The sequence below is a fragment of the Marinobacter sp. V34 genome (assembly GCF_055524115.1).
This window is the reverse complement of sequence record NZ_JBUPZY010000010.1, coordinates 168,728-183,543: the sequence shown is the minus strand read 5'-3', so window position 1 is coordinate 183,543 and position 14,816 is coordinate 168,728. Positions and strand designations below refer to the sequence as shown.

The following is a 14,816-nucleotide window of genomic DNA, read 5'->3' as shown; positions in this document are numbered from 1 at the left end:
TCATGCTAGTCTGACCACAAACGATCTGAACCATCCAAGGCACAAGCAATGCGAAAGAACATTCTGATTACCGGTGCCAGCACCGGCCTCGGTGAAGGCATGGCCCGCGAATGGGCGGCTAAAGGCTGTAATCTCGCGCTGTGCGCGCGGCGGGCCGATAAACTGGAAGCACTGCAGCGGGAGTTGCAACAGGCCTACCCCAGCATTCGGGTGCTGGTTCGGGGCCTGGATGTGTGCGACTACGATCAAGTGTTCGAGGTGTTCAGGGGGTTCAAAGAAGAGCTGGGCAGTCTTGACCGTGTGGTGGTCAACGCGGGCATCGGCAGTTCCCAGCCGGTTGGGCGGGGGCATTTCGCCGCCAACCGCCAGACCGCAGAAACCAATTTCATTGCCGCGATAGCCCAAAGCGAGGCAGCCATGGAGATTTTCCGGGAACAGAACAGCGGCCACCTGGTGCTGATGTCGTCAGTCAGCGGAGTTCGCGGTTTTCGGGGCCCCATTAACGTTTACGCCGCCACCAAGGCCGCCGTGGCTTCGCTGGCCGAAGGCTTGCAACTGGATACCAAAGGCAAGCCCATCAACGTGAGCAACATTCTGCCCGGCTACATTCTTACGGATATTAACCGCGACACCAAGAATGCACCCTTCCGGGTGGACCTGGAAACCGGCGTAAAGGCGCTGGTGAAAGCCATAGAGTCCGAAAAACGCCGGGCCTACGTGCCCTGGTGGCCCTGGACACCGCTCAGCTATGTGTTGAAAGCCCTGCCCTTTGAGCTATTCGCAAGGGCCATGTAACGGGCTGCAGAAACACGATATACCCCACCGGGTTTGGCGGGGTATATCACAATCTACTCAACTATCCCGAAGCAAGAGCGCCGGGTTAAGCCGCATCGCCCTCAACGTAGGCAGCAACCCTCCCAGCAAAGCCAGCGCGCTGACGACGCCGGCCACCAGCGCGCCAATCCACCACAAATCTCCCGCTGGCAGTTTCAGCGCCAGGTCCGCCACTGGCAGAGCGATCAGCGAACCCAGCCCCGTGGCAAACACCGTCGCCAGCAAGGTCAGCAAACCGGTTTCCAGCAACATGGAGTTTCGAATCGCCTGGTGCCTGGCACCGAGGCAATGCAGCAGGTTGGCTTCGTAGAGTTGTCGCCTGCGGCTGACGCTGACCACGCTGGAGAGTACTAGCAGGCTTGCCAGCAGGCTGACGGAGGCAACCGCTGCGAGGCCGGCCGCCGCTTTGTTGAGCAGTTCACCGGCGGTTTCCAGCCAATCGGCCGTGCGTAGCGTGATCACGTTGGGGATGTTTCTGGCCAGCCACTGCTGGGAGTCCCTCGCAGCCTCATCGCTCTGATAAACAGCACCTACATATCGACCGATCAACCCTTTCAGAGCACCTTCCTGAAGAATGCCTTCAAACCAGAACCGGGTCTGCAGGCCTTTCTGACGGTAGATGGCACGGATTTCGACGGTGATTGGCTGGTCCTCGGCGGTAAACTCTATCTGGTCGCCAATCCCCAAGCCAAGCTGGTTGGCTTCCCTGTCCTCCATGGCCATATAGGCTGGCCGGCCTGCAGGCGCAGGTGACGACCACCAACTGCCCTCCACCAGTTCGAGGCCTTCCGGGTTGCCGGCCAGATACGTGAGTTTGTATTCATCCCCCATGGCTTCGCGGCGGGCTCTTGGGTCGTCAGCCAGAGCATCTGCGATGGACTCTTCGTTGATGGTTGCCATGCGGGCCCGAACCAGTGGAAGGAGTTCTACATTACTTGAGGGATCGAGAGAGGCAAGGCCATCCTCAAGAGAGCCCATTTGGTCCGGGAACACCTCATACAGAATCAACGCCGGTGACTCCGCGGGTATGGTGGTTTCCAGCGCCCTCAGGAGCGTGGTGACCATCAGAGTGCAGGCAACTACCAGAGTCAAGGCGGTGCCCAGCGATAGCAGCGTTGCGCGCAGTGGCGAATCCGGCCGGTGAAGGTTGGCCAGCGCCAGCCGCCGGGAAAACTTGCGGCCCGCAAAGCCACCGTTTTCCAGTGCTTTGGCACCGCGTCTTACCCCTTTGATCAGTCCTTCCAGTAATGCCCAGAGCACGACAACCGCCAGCAGGAACAGAAACCCAAGTTGCGGTGACGGCAACCAGAAAAGTGTGGCGGCAATATATACCGCTAGCAGTAAATAGCTCGCGATTCTCCACGTGCGGGGTTCGTTACTTGCAGCCTGTACCTGGCCCCGGAAAAGCCCCGCCGGTGATGCCGCGAGAGCTCTGGCCAGTGCCGGCAGCGCGAAGACGTAGGCCGTGAGTACCGCAAACAGCCAGCTCAGCAGCAAGGGGACAAACCACAGCGATAACCAGCCCCCTGCCCCGTCTGGCCCGGACAGCTCATAGGCATCGCCGGCCAGGGATATGGCCACGGCGGAAAACCCCAATCCGATTCCGCCACCGATCAGGCCGGCAAGGCTGCCCAACAGGCCGATCTGCAACAGGTAGATGGCGACCAATGGTTTTCGGCGCAGGCCCAGAGTCTGCAGGGTGGCAATGGTGCCCAGTTTTTCGTCCAGGTAGGCGTGAATGCTGTTGGCAACGCCCAGGCCGCCAATAAACAGCGTGGTGAACGCAATCAGGATGAGCGCTGTGGCAATCTGGTCCAGCCGTTCGGCGATGCGTTCGCTACGCTCTGCGAAGGTGGTGGTGTCCCAGTTCGGCTCTGGGAACGCCTGTTCGAAGTCAGCTAACCACACATCCAGGTTTTGGTCGGTCTTCACCCGGTATTCGTAGTCCACGCGGCTGCCTGGCCGGATCAGTTCCGTTGCTTCCACCGCCTGCTCGGAAATCATGATGGGCAGGCCGCGCCAGTTGGCGCTCAGGCGGCGGTCCGGCTGTTTCTGAATCAGGCCGCTGATACGAAACGTGGCTGCGCCGATCTCTATCTGGTCACCGATGGTCTGGCCCAGGCGCTCCGCCAGCAAAGGGTCGATCACGGCGCCCCACAGGCCATCTTTGCGTGCGGTTAACTCCGCACGTGACTGGCCCGGCGTCAGCTGTAACTCGCCATAGAGCGGATAGGCCGCATCCGGAATCAGGATTTCGGCGCGGAAGAAGCCGTCGCCGCTTTCGCCACTGACGATGGTGTCGAACTCCCGAACCAGGGATAGGGTCCCGGTGCGACTCACCCATTCGATCACATCGTCCGGTAGCGGCTCGCTGGCATCCAGCTCCACGTCGCCACCCAACAGCATACGGGTATCCGCCAGCAGGCTCTGTTCAATCACCCGGTAGAGGCTGGCCGTGGCCGCCACCAGGGTGACGCCGAGGATGAGGCACGCGAGAAAAACCTTGAGCGCGGAAATGCGTGACCGTAGATCGGTGATCGCGAATTTGAGCATCCATAGCGGTTTCGTCGAGGCACTACGCTTCATACAGGCGCCCACCATCCATCCGCACCCGGTGCTGGCAGCGCTCCGCGACACGTTCGTCGTGGGTGACCAGCACCAGTGTGGATTTGCTTTCCTTGTGAAGATCAAAGAGCAACGAGAGCACTTTCTCGCCGGTTGCGTGGTCCAGGTTGCCTGTCGGCTCATCGCCCAGCAGCAAGCTCGGTTGGTGGACCAGTGCCCTGGCAATGGCGACACGCTGTTGTTCGCCGCCAGACAGTTGCCCAGGATAATGCTGCAGCCGGTGGCTCAAGCCAACCGCGTCGAGCATGGCAAGCGCCTGCTCTCGTGCGTTGCCCTGCCCTGCGATTTCCAAGGGCAAGCTGACGTTACCCAGCGCGGTCAGTCCCGGCAGCAGATGGAAGGATTGGAAGATGATGCCAAGGTGCTCGCTGCGCCAGTCGGCCAGCGTGTTGGCATCCATGTCCCCCAGGCGCTGACTGCCTACCAGTATCTCGCCGCTGGTCGGGCGTTGGAGGCCGGACAGCAGTAGAAGAAGTGAGGTTTTTCCACTGCCAGACGGACCGGTGATGGCCAGTGTGTCGCCAGGCGGGATCTTGAGGGATGCATCGTTGAGCACTGCAACGGTACCGGATTCCGTTGGATAAACGAGGTTAATATCGTTCATTTGAACGCTGGTCGACACAGAGGCACCTTTTTTAGATCAATGTTGCTCCTACGGCGATTGCCAGTACCGCTGGCCGCCGCAAGCTCTTAAAAAATGGATGACAGTGCGAGCAGTGTTCCAGGCTGGCACACTGCCAGAAACGGTTCAGACAGGCTTTGACCTGGTTCGTTCAACGATTTGAGGACGCCGTTCGGATTGCTGCCCGTTCACAACACCAACGACGTTGCAAGAAAGAGCATCAGCCCCATACCAATAATGTCGGTGAATGTTGTCAAAAAGATGCTGCTCGCGGTCGCCGGATCGGCGCCAAAACGTTTCAGCGCTAACGGCACTGCTACCCCGAAGATACCGCTACCCATGCAGGCGCCAACCATGGCAATGAAGATAACAAGGCCGAGCATGGCCGGGTTGGCGGAATCGGTGGACAAGGCGTAAGCAAACATGGCGATGCCGGCAATGACCCCTACGGCAGCCCCATTAAGAGCGCCCAGTAGAATTTCCTTGCGCAGCAATCGCCTGATCGGATAGTCATTGATTTGACCCAGGGTAATCCCCCGCAGGGTTATCGCCAGCGCCTGACAGCCGGTGTTGCCACTTTGTCCGGCAAGGACAGGCAGGAAGGCCGCCAAAGCAACAATCTGCGCGATGGTGCTTTCGAACATGCCAACCACGAAGGCGGTAATCAGATTCACTTGCAGCCAGGGGTGGCGCATGCGGAAAGCCGCCAGAACCGGTGTGTTGATCTGTTCTTCCTTCGCCACACCGTACTGGGAACCGGCCTGGGCGCTTAGTTCTGATGCGATGCGCTCATAGAGTTTCCAACCCCGCACCTCGCCCACCACATACTGCTGCTCGTCCACCACCGGGTACATGCGGTAGTGTCGGTAAAGCACTTCACTGACCGCATCTTTCACCAGCGTACCTTCCTGGAACGCAAACGGTTCTCGCACCATGATGGCAGACAAGGCCTCGGAGGGCTTGGCCAGGATCAGGTCCCGCATGCCTACCACGCCCACCAGGCAATCATTGTCAGTCACAAATATGTAGCTGATTTCGGAAACATCGGCGCTTTTAACCATGAAGGTCAGTGCCTCCGCCACGGTATAGCTGTCCGGTAGCGTTGCTGTGACCGGCGTCATCAGTTCGCCGACGGTTTCTTCCATGCCGGATAGCACTGCACGGGTAGCTGCCTCTTCCGGTGCTGACAGATCTCCCAGGTGTGAAGCTATGACCTGTGCCTGTTCTGCAGGTAATCGCGATAGAATGAACTGAATATCGTCTACGGGTGACTGAATCAGCTCTTCAGCGGCATCCAGTGGATTGAGATCGCGTATACGCTCAATCCGCTCGATCAATTCCATATTCTGGGTCATTTTGCGCTCCGGTATCAGTGCTTGTTATCTGGCTATACCGGCTAGTTCGCGCGGCCGCCGCAGATGATCCACGTGCCGCATCCGTCCGGCTCGCCAACGATTTCAGGGCTGTGCTAACAAGCGGTTCCTGTTCAATCGCTCAACCATCAGATCCTCCGGCACCATCAACTGATCCGCTGGCAGCGTCAGTGAGTCAATTCCCAACCGCTCAAGAAAGACTTGATGGGGTGCATCAAGCAGCCCTTGCTCTTTGAGTTCCTGCATCACCCCTGTGAGTTCTGGCAGCAGGTTGCGGTGTTTCGACTGAAGGTAGTGATAAACCGGTAGGGTCCGCAGCGGCCGGGAGACAATCCTGATATCTTCCAGACCTTTATCGCGGATAAAATAGGCACCGACCGCGTCAACGTCGATTGCCACATCAATGCGCCTATGCTGAAGTAGTTCCATCAGCTGTTCAGTCGTGTTTGCCAGCATCGGTTCACTGAAGTCTTCGAGCGCCACCCCCACCGACAATCCCCTCAACAGCCCAACTCTGACCGGTCTCCCTTTACCGCTCCGCAGGCGTGCCACCTGATCCTCACGGGCAAAGGCGACCAGACTGATTGCTGTCAAAGACACAGGTACTTTGATTGCGCCGATGGCCTGCGATTGCGCCGATGGCCTGCCGCTCAAACCCTTCAAAACGCGCAAGCACGCCATCAAGCTGTCCGCGCATAAGCATGTTTGTTGCGCGAGCGGGCGGAATGGGGCGAAATTCCACAGCTACCCCCACCTTCTGGTATATCTGCTCAAGCAGCGGCATACCAACCTGGCTCAGCGGATTGTCAGGAATCGTCGCAATGATCAACCTGCGCTGTGGCCCATCCTCAAGGGGGGATGCATCCACGATGTCGGCCTGTAGCGCCAGCAATAGAAACGATAACGTCACTACAGCAAGGTGACTCGCTATCATGGTTGGCCTCCAGACCAATTGACCCGGAAAGCCGGGGCATGCCTTTAAAGCATAGTCCAGGCACCTGGTCGGAGCTAGCCACGGGGTAGTTGTAAGTCACGGGATAAAGGACTGACGCACTACTCAAAATCGGGGCGTCTCAGCCCGCCAGCTTCCCAGGCGTCGTATCATTGCCCGGACAAGCTCTTGCCGGGCCTGACGCTGATCCCGCCTCACCTGTTCAACGTTAATGCCTCCCCGGCCATTCTGGTATCTGGCCGGTATGGAACTCTCTGCAGACGCGCCAACGCGCAAGCCTGGTGCATCATCATTATCGCCGCGTACCAGCAGATTTCGGCCTCGAAGGTATGTCACCGCTTCTGAGTTCAACATGTCTCTGTCCTCCCACGCCGCGCCTTGTGACGGAGCGCACTGGTTGTCATATGAGTTCAGGTACATGCTAAACTTGTTCTAAACTGCAAACTATTCCCTAGAATCGAGAACAGACTTTGCAAAAACGAACAGGAAAACAACCCGAAAAATCCTCCGTTGCGGTACAGAGAACACGGAGCAATCTGGCGTGGAATGACTTTGAGTTGGTACTCGCCATTGCGACGGCGGGCTCGCTGTCAGGCGCCTCACGGGCATTGGGCGTGAGCCACGCTACGGTATTCCGGCGACTGGGCGATGTTGAACAGCGTCTTGGGGTGACTCTCTTTGAGAGAGGTCGTACAGGTTATCGGCCGACGCTGGCAGGGGAAGAGCTCGCAGACACGGCGAAGGTCATGGACGAGGCGGCCCTGGCCGCCGAACGCAAAGTGGCCGGCCGTGACCTTGAGCCCAGTGGAGAGATCTGGACCACTACGACGGATTCGCTGCTAATGGGCGTGCTGGCACCTTTGTTCACGCAGTTCCGGCACAAATACCCTGGCATTGTGTTGGACGTAGCCGTGTCCAACCAGTTGTTCAACCTCACACGCCGTGAGGCAGACGTAGCAATTCGCCCGTCCAACCGCCCACCGGAGAACCTGATAGGCAGGCCGCTGACCACCATCGGCCAGGCCGTCTACGCGCACAAAGACCTGGGCCTGTCACCCGGCACCCCCATCGAGGTCCTTGCCAATGAGCCCTGGATTGGCGACGGACCACGCCTACAGGATTCATCCGTGGACCAGTGGATGGATAACCACGCGCTGAAACAGGCCTGTGTTTACCGTGTGGATACGCTGGTCAGTATCCTCAGCGCCATTCGTTCCCGCATGGGGCTGGCCGTGATCCCCTGCTATCTCGCAGATGAAGACCCCGACATCGTCCAGCTCACCGACCCCATCCCCGAGCTGGGATACGGCCTGTGGTTTCTGATGCATCCGGACTTACGAGGCGTGGTAAGGATCCATGCGCTGATGGATTTTCTGACGGAGGCCGTCCGGGCGCAAAAAGAACGCCTGGCCGGGCGTCGTTTACGATAAACAGCTACGCTGGTGTCATCCATGATGAAGTCACCGGCCACGGCAAGTAGCCCGCTGTGGCCAATAACCATCCCGTACCCTTGCCTGAGCGCTGCCAATCACGAATACTCCTCCCATAATCAAGAGGGTTGAGCATGTCCAAAAATAACAAAGCTCAGGGATCGAGGCAGGAATTTGACTACATAATTGTCGGAGCTGGGACGGCCGGCTGTCTTCTGGCAAACCGTCTCAGCGCCAATTCGGATAACCGGGTTCTGCTGATTGAGGCCGGAGGAAAAGATACCTATCACTGGATTCACATTCCTGTCGGCTACCTATACTGCATCGATAATCCTCGCACTGACTGGCGTTTTCGCACTGATGCGGTTCCCGGGTTGAACGGGCGTTCGCTGATCTATCCGCGGGGCAAGACCCTGGGGGGCTGCTCCAGCATCAATGGCATGCTCTACATTCGCGGCCAGGCTCGGGATTACAACCATTGGGCGGAAGTGACCGGCGACGATGCCTGGAACTGGGACAACTGTCTGCCGTATTTCATGCGCCATGAGGACCACTACCGGCTTGACGAAGGCGGCAATGCCGACGCTGACCACAGAAAATTCCACGGCCATGGCGGCGAGTGGCGCATCGAACATCAGCGCCTGAAATGGCAAGTATTGGAAGACTTCGCCGAGGCGGCCGTGCAGGCAGGCGTGCCACGCACTTACGATTTTAATCGGGGCGACAACGAAGGTGTCGATTACTTCGAGGTGAACCAGCGCTCTGGCTGGCGCTGGAATACGTCGAAGGCGTTCCTTCGCAGTGCCGCCAGCCGCGGCAACCTCACTGTGTGGCACTCCACCCAGGTTCTGGCACTGAGTATGAGCCCCGAAGACGGCGATCAGCCCCGTTGCTCGGGGGTTCGAGTCGCAAAGACGAATGGGGATGAAACCCTGGCTCTGGCGGCGAAGGAAGTGATCCTGTCAGCAGGTTCGATTGGCTCGCCGCAACTGTTGCAGCTTTCGGGCATCGGCCCTGCTGATCATCTTGAACAGCTTAATATTCCGGTAGTAGCAGATTTGCCGGGCGTCGGCGAAAACCTGCAGGACCATTTGCAGATCCGTTCGGTCTACAAGCTCCACGGTGCCAAAACCCTCAACACCATGATCCACTCCCTGTTCGGCAAGGCGCAGATTGGTCTGGAATATCTGGCCAAACGCTCAGGGCCCATGAGTATGGCACCGTCGCAGCTGTGCGCCTTTACCCGCAGTTCTGACGAGTACGACTACGCAAACATCCAGTACCACGTACAGCCACTGAGCCTGGATGCTTTCGGCCAACCACTGCATACGTTCCCGGCGATCACAGCCAGTGTGTGCAACCTCAATCCAAGCAGTCGGGGCACGGTTCGAATTCGCAGTCGCGACGCCCGGGAAGCGCCGTCCATCGCCCCGAATTACCTGAACACAGAGGAAGATCGTAAGGTGGCTGCCGACTCTCTGCGAGTGACACGTCGCATTGCGCAGCAGGAAGCGTTCGCGAAATATCAACCGGAGGAGTTCAAGCCCGGCGTTGAATACCAGACTGATGACGAACTCGCCCGCCTGGCCGGCGACATCGGCACAACGATCTTTCATCCCGTTGGTACCACCCGCATGGGCCGGGCAGATGATGAGATGGCCGTGGTGGATTCCCACCTGCGGGTAAGAGGGGTCCGTGGATTACGGGTGGTGGACGCAGGCATAATGCCTACCATCACCAGCGGCAATACCAACTCCCCCACTCTTATGATTGCGGAGAAAGCCGCCGATTGGATACTGAACGGGAATTAATAGCGTGTTGCCAGAACTGAAAACCGTCGGCCTCTTTCTTGTTACCGCCCTGGCTGAAATTGTTGGCTGCTACCTGCCCTATCTATGGCTGCGAGAAGGCAAGACCATCTGGCTATTGATCCCCGGCGCCCTGAGCTTGGCGGCCTTTGCCTGGTTGTTATCACTGCATCCGACAGCCGCAGGCCGGGTGTACGCAGCCTATGGCGGTGTTTATATCTTTATGGCTATTCTTTGGTTGTGGGCGGTGGATGGGGTTCGGCCAACGGTCTGGGATCTGGTGGGTACAGCGGTGGCTTTAGCGGGTATGGCCATCATTATGTTTGCGCCCAGAGGCACATAACTCATTGCGAACAGGATCCCAGGCATGACCAAAACCACTGAGAGCAACCCCATTTTCTGGCGCGACGCCCGCCTGCCCCATGTGGAGTTACGCAAGGTCAACGACGGACGCAAAGTCTGCTATGCCCCTCACAGCCATACTCAATGGTCCCTTGGCGCCATTACCGGAGGCGAAAGTACCTATCGGTATCGGGAAGATCTTTTCCATGTCCGCGCCGGTGATCTGGTGCTGATGAATCCGGAGTGGGTTCATTCCTGCAACCCCATCGATAACCAGCCCTGGGCTTACCTGATGCTATATGTGGATACCGGATGGCTGACGGATCTGCGGTTCCGGGCCGGGCTGTTGCCGGGCCCCCGGTGGCAGGACATTACCACCGCAACCCTATCGGCCCCAATCTGGTATGAACGCTACTGCCGCATGGCGGAGTGTCTTCTGGATGCTCAGCGTGACCTGCTGGACAAGCAGACCGAGGTAGTGGAGTTCCTGTCGGACCTGATGCATGAGTTAGCCCTGCAACCAATGGTTCAGCAACCAAGGGCACCGGATACGTTGACTGCGCTGGCACGCTATCTGGATAACCATATGGCAGAAGACGTATCACTGGATACGCTCTGCGAAGTTTCCGGCCACAGCGCGGGCCATCTGATTCGTGCGTTCAGGCAGTATTTCGGCCTGACTCCCCACGCCTACCTGATCAATCGCCGCATCCAGCAAGGGCGCCTTGAGCTCGCCAACGGCATTCCTATTGCCGAGGCGGCATTAAACGCAGGTTTTGCCGACCAGCCTCATTTTCAGCGCACGTTCAAGCGGCTGATGGCGGCGACGCCGAATCAGTATCGACAGCCCTCAACCGATCACCAGATACAGGCAACTGATTGCAAGCAGTAGAGCCAGAGTGCGGTTGATGGTCACCAGCACCACTGGCCGCTGAACGTATCGCCGAAGGAAGGCACCCGCATATACCCAGCATGCCAAAGACAGCCAGCAGATAGGCAGGTAAAGCGAAGCAAACAGCAGGACCTGGTTCAGATCGTTTGCACTGGTAAAGGCGCCGATACCAGATGCCGAGGCCAGCCAGGCTTTGGGATTCAGCCACTGCATCACCGCCCCCGTGCCGAAGCCAGGAGCCTTATCGGTACCGTTCTCTGGCAGTTGGCCGCTGTCCATGGCCAGTTTCACGCTCAGGTAGAGCAGGAAGGCCACACCGGACCACCGCAGCAACGTTTCCAGCATCGGCACCATGGTCAGCAGCGAGTAGAGCCCCAACCCGACGGCAATGAACAATGCAATGAAGCCCAGCGTTGCCCCGGTAACAAAGATCAGCCCCCGCGCCACCGGATAACGGGTGCCACTGCTCAGACACACGAGGTTGACCGGGCCGGGGGAGATGGACGCTGCCAGGGCAAAGGCAGACATGGGCAGAATCAGCGAAAGGCTCACGATGGTGTTCTCCGTTCAGGTTATGGGCGGAGTGTGCCCTGAACGGTGGAACGGGTATTGAACAAAATTGAGGTTTGCGCGGGGTCCAGGTGCCATCGGGCTTGAGCTGTTCAAAGAAAAGCACATCCTCACTCATGATCGTTACTCCGGTCATTGATGGTTGTGCAGATCAAAACCTGAGTACCTAACCTGATTCCATTCAACCATAACCGGGCAAGGAAATCGCTGTCCTATATTATTCTGTCCGCCAGCGCCTGCAACCCCAACGAAAGGGCAACCAGAATTCCAGCGGCAGCAAGACTGGCAGTCACCGCATGACGGCGCCATACATGTTCCGCCCGACGGCCGAAGCGCAGAATCAACCATGCCAGCCCGTAATAGCGGATACCGCGGGCGATCAGAGCAGCCAGCACAAACAGGTGAATGGGGTAGCCGGAAACGCCCGCAGTGATCATGGCGATCTGGAAGGGAATGGGCACTATCCCGAGGGCAAGTATGGCTACAAACCCGTATTGATCGAAGAAGGACTGAAAAGCCTGGTAGCCACTCTGCATTCCCATGCTTTCAATGAACCAGGCGCCTACAGACTGATACAATGCCATGCCCACCCCATAGCCCACCAATGCCGCTGCCAGGCAGCCAAGTGTGGTTGCCGCGGCCAACCGCCAGATCCGGTCCCGGTTGATTGCCATAAGAGGGATGAGAATCACTTCAATGGGTATCGGTACAATAATGGTTTCCAGGAAGGACACCACTGCCAAAAGCCACATCATGTGGCGAGAACCGTTGATTCGTTGAAACCACTGCTGTACCCGTCTCGATTTGAAGCTCATGGTGCCAAGCTCTCTGGTCTAGGGATTGATGCGGCGGTATACCGCCTCCAGCATGCTGTAGATGCCAAAAGCAAACAACCCGAAGGCGACCAACACTAGCAGGAACTGGCCAAACGCCTGGCTCCGTAGCGTACTGAAAACTTCTGCTATTCCGCCAGCTTCACCGGGATCCACCTGGTAAGCCGCCATAATGAAAAAGCTCCCGACGAGCACAAATACCAGTCCACGGATCATCAGGCCAAAACGGCAGAGGGGATAGGCCCAGTACTGAATTTTCGTTGGCATCCGGAAATGGCGGTCAAACTTCGTTTTCACTGCCTTGACCGCATGGGCCGCCCCCGCTCCCAAAAGTAAGCACCCTACCGCCGCCACCAGCCAACGGCCAAAGGACTGACTCATGAGCCAGGCAACGGCTTCCTTGGCCCCACTTCCGGAGCCGTCGGATGAACCGACCAGGGGGAGAATCAGGCTGACCGCAAAGAACGCGAGCATGGTATGAGTTGTGGCGCTTATCAGGAGGGCGGAACGGATGACAACACCCTTGGCATCGACACCGTGATGATCGGTATCCTTGATCGCCTGGATGCAGCGCCAGAGGGCGAATCCCAGAAGACCAGCAACCATGATCCCGATAAGGACGTCACCCAAGGGCGCCATCATAAGGCGCTCCAGAGCACCACGGCTATTCGTAGTCTGTCCGCCCTGCCCAAACGCAGCCAGAGCAGCCAGCCCGCCTATCAGAAGATAGACAACACCTCTCGACGCATAGCCTGCCCGAGCCAAGACGTCGATTGCGTCGCGGTGATCTGGCTTGCGACCATTTGTTGCCATGACAATCCCCTGTTTACGAACGGGTAGTGGCGTCACTCAGATGCGTGATCTCCCAGTAGCCAGCGCCTCTACTCACACCGAACAACAGGGCCCACTATAGTTGAGAATTCTCCGGAGTGTCGGGTAACGCAAAGAGGCGCAAAAAGACTCAACTAATACGGAATAAATTCCGCCTCGTCCCCCACCACCTTATCGAACCGCCCTGCCCGCCAATCGTCCTTGGCCTGTTCGATACGTTCTTTCCGGGACGATACGAAGTTCCACTCAATAAACCGTCGGCCCACCGGTTCACCTCCGATCACCGCGATGCGGGTGTCTTCCGTAGCGGTGACAGTAACGCCCGGTTCGCGGGCAAACACCGTCATACTGTGGGTCGGTAGCTCAGAGCCGTGAGCTGTCAGCGCGCCCTGGGCAACGTATACGGCACGTTCGTGCGCGTCAGGCAGTTCAAGGGTCTGGCCGGCCTTGAGCATGGCTTCCAAGTACAGGGTTTCGCTGAACTTCTTTACCGGGGAAGCCACACCGTAGGCGCTGCCGATCATTACTCTCACGGGCACATCCTGGACGGTAATGGCCGGGATAGCATCACTCGGATAATGGTGGAAAGCCGGCTCGGTTTCTTCGTGTTCTTCCGGCAGCGCCAGCCAGAGTTGCAGGCCATGCAGCCGGTGATCCTCTACGGTGATGCTGGGGCACTCACGTTCAGAATGGGTGATGCCGCGGCCAGCCACCATCAGGTTAACGTCGCCGGGGCGGATGGGCTGCAGGCTGCCTACAGAATCCCGGTGCAGGATTTCGCCCTCGAACAGATAGGTTACGGTCGCGATACCGATGTGGGGATGTGGGCGTACGTTGATGCCCTGGCCCGCCGGGAAATCCGCCGGGCCCATTTCATCAAAAAATATCCAGGGGCCGACCATTTTCCGTTTTGCAGTTGGCAGCAGGCGGCGCACGGAGAATCCCCCGAGGTCCGTGATGCGGGGCTTCAATATGGTTTCAATCGCATTGCAGGGTGCATCGATGGCATCACAGCGTTGTTCGGCAGACTCCAGTACGTTACTCATGGCAGCGTTCCTTCAATGTATAAACTGCAGCAGCTCTGTGGTTGGCATAATTGAGTTTATACCATTCAGAGTGCCTTTATATCTTCCAGTACCCGATAAAGGTAAGGCACTATTTACAGGAATAATCATCGCGCAAAGAGGGAACTCGCATGAAAACCATTGGGCTGCTTGGCGGCATGAGCTGGGAATCCACCCAGACCTATTACCGGTTGATCAACGAGGGCGTGAAATCACGCCTTGGTGGGCTGCATTCCGCCAAACTGGTGCTCTACAGCGTGGATTTCGCAGAAATTGAGGCGGCCGGTATTGAGGTAATCACTCCGGATAATACACAACGGGATGAGATTCATCGTGTGATCTACGAGGAGCTGTGCCGGGGAGAAATAAAGACGGCATCCCGGGAGGCTTACCTGCGGATTGTCACCTCTCTGTCCGAACAAGGTGCGCAGGCCGTGATCCTGGGATGCACTGAAATTGGCCTGCTGATACGGCAGGCGGATACCGCCGTTCCGCTCTACGACACAACGGCGATCCATGCGGCGCAGGCAGTTAGTCAGGCCCTGTCAGAGCACTGAACTCGGTTCTAGCGCTCGGTAAGCGATAAACTGTTTAAGGAAGTTTGCCGATGCCTGCAGCCGCACTCGTGATTACTGAACCG

General features: G+C 58.0%; 16 protein-coding genes. 6 read left to right on the top strand and 10 right to left on the bottom strand.

What is annotated here, in order from left to right; genetic code table 11:
• Positions 1–48: 48 nt before the first annotated feature.
• Positions 49–795: an SDR family oxidoreductase gene (locus AC0B60_RS16600; RefSeq protein ID WP_465087029.1), complete on the top strand. Its 747-nt coding sequence runs from the start codon at positions 49–51 to the stop codon at positions 793–795.
• Positions 796–852: 57 nt separating this feature from the next.
• Here the strand turns inward: AC0B60_RS16600 and AC0B60_RS16595 are convergent, their stop codons facing one another.
• The 6 genes from AC0B60_RS16595 to AC0B60_RS16570 form a co-directional block, all read right to left on the bottom strand.
• Complete coding sequence (locus tag AC0B60_RS16595) at positions 853–3,420, bottom strand: ABC transporter permease (RefSeq protein ID WP_465087028.1); 2,568 nt, start codon at positions 3,418–3,420, stop codon at positions 853–855.
• Complete coding sequence (locus tag AC0B60_RS16590) at positions 3,410–4,063, bottom strand: ABC transporter ATP-binding protein (protein ID WP_465087077.1); 654 nt, start codon at positions 4,061–4,063, stop codon at positions 3,410–3,412. Before AC0B60_RS16590 ends, AC0B60_RS16595 begins: the two co-directional genes overlap by 11 nt.
• A 206-nt stretch (positions 4,064–4,269) precedes the next feature.
• On the bottom strand, positions 4,270–5,436 hold the full coding sequence (locus AC0B60_RS16585; protein ID WP_465087027.1) for a magnesium transporter: 1,167 nt from the start codon (positions 5,434–5,436) through the stop codon (positions 4,270–4,272).
• 102 nt (positions 5,437–5,538) lie between these two features.
• Entirely contained in the window at positions 5,539–6,048 is a 510-nt protein-coding gene (locus AC0B60_RS16580; protein WP_465087026.1) for a hypothetical protein, read from the bottom strand.
• A complete protein-coding gene (locus AC0B60_RS16575) occupies positions 6,014–6,388 on the bottom strand; it encodes a hypothetical protein (RefSeq protein WP_465087024.1) in 375 nt (124 codons plus the stop codon). Before AC0B60_RS16575 ends, AC0B60_RS16580 begins: the two co-directional genes overlap by 35 nt.
• A gap of 123 nt (positions 6,389–6,511) precedes the next feature.
• Complete coding sequence (locus AC0B60_RS16570) at positions 6,512–6,760, bottom strand: hypothetical protein (protein ID WP_465087023.1); 249 nt, start codon at positions 6,758–6,760, stop codon at positions 6,512–6,514.
• A 116-nt stretch (positions 6,761–6,876) separates the two neighbouring features.
• Here AC0B60_RS16570 and AC0B60_RS16565 point away from each other — a divergent pair, with 116 nt between their 5' ends.
• The 4 genes from AC0B60_RS16565 (at position 6,877) to AC0B60_RS16550 (ending at position 10,878) form a co-directional block, all read left to right on the top strand.
• Entirely contained in the window at positions 6,877–7,836 is a 960-nt protein-coding gene (locus AC0B60_RS16565) for a LysR family transcriptional regulator (RefSeq protein ID WP_465087022.1), read from the top strand.
• 134 nt (positions 7,837–7,970) lie between these two features.
• Entirely contained in the window at positions 7,971–9,647 is a 1,677-nt protein-coding gene (locus AC0B60_RS16560; protein ID WP_465087020.1) for a GMC family oxidoreductase, read from the top strand.
• A 7-nt stretch (positions 9,648–9,654) separates the two neighbouring features.
• Positions 9,655–9,987, top strand: coding sequence for a YnfA family protein (locus AC0B60_RS16555; protein WP_305937091.1), 333 nt, complete (start codon positions 9,655–9,657; stop codon positions 9,985–9,987).
• A gap of 24 nt (positions 9,988–10,011) precedes the next feature.
• A complete protein-coding gene (locus AC0B60_RS16550) occupies positions 10,012–10,878 on the top strand; it encodes a helix-turn-helix domain-containing protein (RefSeq protein ID WP_465087018.1) in 867 nt (288 codons plus the stop codon).
• On the opposite strand, the gene AC0B60_RS16545 is transcribed toward AC0B60_RS16550, so the two are convergent.
• The 4 genes from AC0B60_RS16545 to AC0B60_RS16530 form a co-directional block, all read right to left on the bottom strand.
• Entirely contained in the window at positions 10,837–11,406 is a 570-nt protein-coding gene (locus tag AC0B60_RS16545) for a LysE family translocator (RefSeq protein ID WP_465087075.1), read from the bottom strand. The two genes, AC0B60_RS16550 and AC0B60_RS16545, sit on opposite strands and share 42 nt — an antisense overlap.
• A 254-nt stretch (positions 11,407–11,660) precedes the next feature.
• Positions 11,661–12,263, bottom strand: coding sequence for a YqaA family protein (locus AC0B60_RS16540; RefSeq protein ID WP_465087017.1), 603 nt, complete (start codon positions 12,261–12,263; stop codon positions 11,661–11,663).
• 18 nt (positions 12,264–12,281) lie between these two features.
• Positions 12,282–13,094, bottom strand: coding sequence for a DUF1206 domain-containing protein (locus tag AC0B60_RS16535; protein ID WP_465087015.1), 813 nt, complete (start codon positions 13,092–13,094; stop codon positions 12,282–12,284).
• Between the two features lie 152 nt (positions 13,095–13,246).
• Positions 13,247–14,158, bottom strand: coding sequence for a pirin family protein (locus tag AC0B60_RS16530; protein ID WP_465087014.1), 912 nt, complete (start codon positions 14,156–14,158; stop codon positions 13,247–13,249).
• A gap of 149 nt (positions 14,159–14,307) precedes the next feature.
• On the opposite strand from AC0B60_RS16530, the gene AC0B60_RS16525 reads away from it, so the two are divergent.
• On the top strand, positions 14,308–14,733 hold the full coding sequence (locus AC0B60_RS16525; RefSeq protein WP_465087013.1) for an aspartate/glutamate racemase family protein: 426 nt from the start codon (positions 14,308–14,310) through the stop codon (positions 14,731–14,733).
• The last annotated feature ends 83 nt before the right edge of the window (positions 14,734–14,816 follow it).

Excerpts from the sequence above, each read along its gene's own strand:
- AC0B60_RS16530 (WP_465087014.1), bottom strand. The coding sequence starts at position 14,158 with ATGAGTAACGTACTGGAGTCTGCCGAACAACGCTGTGATGCCATCGAT.
- AC0B60_RS16535 (WP_465087015.1), bottom strand. The coding sequence starts at position 13,094 with ATGGCAACAAATGGTCGCAAGCCAGATCACCGCGACGCAATCGACGTC.
- AC0B60_RS16560 (WP_465087020.1), top strand. The coding sequence starts at position 7,971 with ATGTCCAAAAATAACAAAGCTCAGGGATCGAGGCAGGAATTTGACTAC.
- AC0B60_RS16575 (WP_465087024.1), bottom strand. The coding sequence starts at position 6,388 with ATGATAGCGAGTCACCTTGCTGTAGTGACGTTATCGTTTCTATTGCTG.
- AC0B60_RS16545 (WP_465087075.1), bottom strand. The coding sequence starts at position 11,406 with ATGTCTGCCTTTGCCCTGGCAGCGTCCATCTCCCCCGGCCCGGTCAAC.
- AC0B60_RS16600 (WP_465087029.1), top strand. The coding sequence starts at position 49 with ATGCGAAAGAACATTCTGATTACCGGTGCCAGCACCGGCCTCGGTGAA.
- AC0B60_RS16585 (WP_465087027.1), bottom strand. The coding sequence starts at position 5,436 with ATGACCCAGAATATGGAATTGATCGAGCGGATTGAGCGTATACGCGAT.
- AC0B60_RS16540 (WP_465087017.1), bottom strand. The coding sequence starts at position 12,263 with ATGAGCTTCAAATCGAGACGGGTACAGCAGTGGTTTCAACGAATCAAC.
- AC0B60_RS16525 (WP_465087013.1), top strand. The coding sequence starts at position 14,308 with ATGAAAACCATTGGGCTGCTTGGCGGCATGAGCTGGGAATCCACCCAG.
- AC0B60_RS16595 (WP_465087028.1), bottom strand. The coding sequence starts at position 3,420 with ATGAAGCGTAGTGCCTCGACGAAACCGCTATGGATGCTCAAATTCGCG.
- AC0B60_RS16590 (WP_465087077.1), bottom strand. The coding sequence starts at position 4,063 with ATGAACGATATTAACCTCGTTTATCCAACGGAATCCGGTACCGTTGCA.
- AC0B60_RS16570 (WP_465087023.1), bottom strand. The coding sequence starts at position 6,760 with ATGTTGAACTCAGAAGCGGTGACATACCTTCGAGGCCGAAATCTGCTG.
- AC0B60_RS16550 (WP_465087018.1), top strand. The coding sequence starts at position 10,012 with ATGACCAAAACCACTGAGAGCAACCCCATTTTCTGGCGCGACGCCCGC.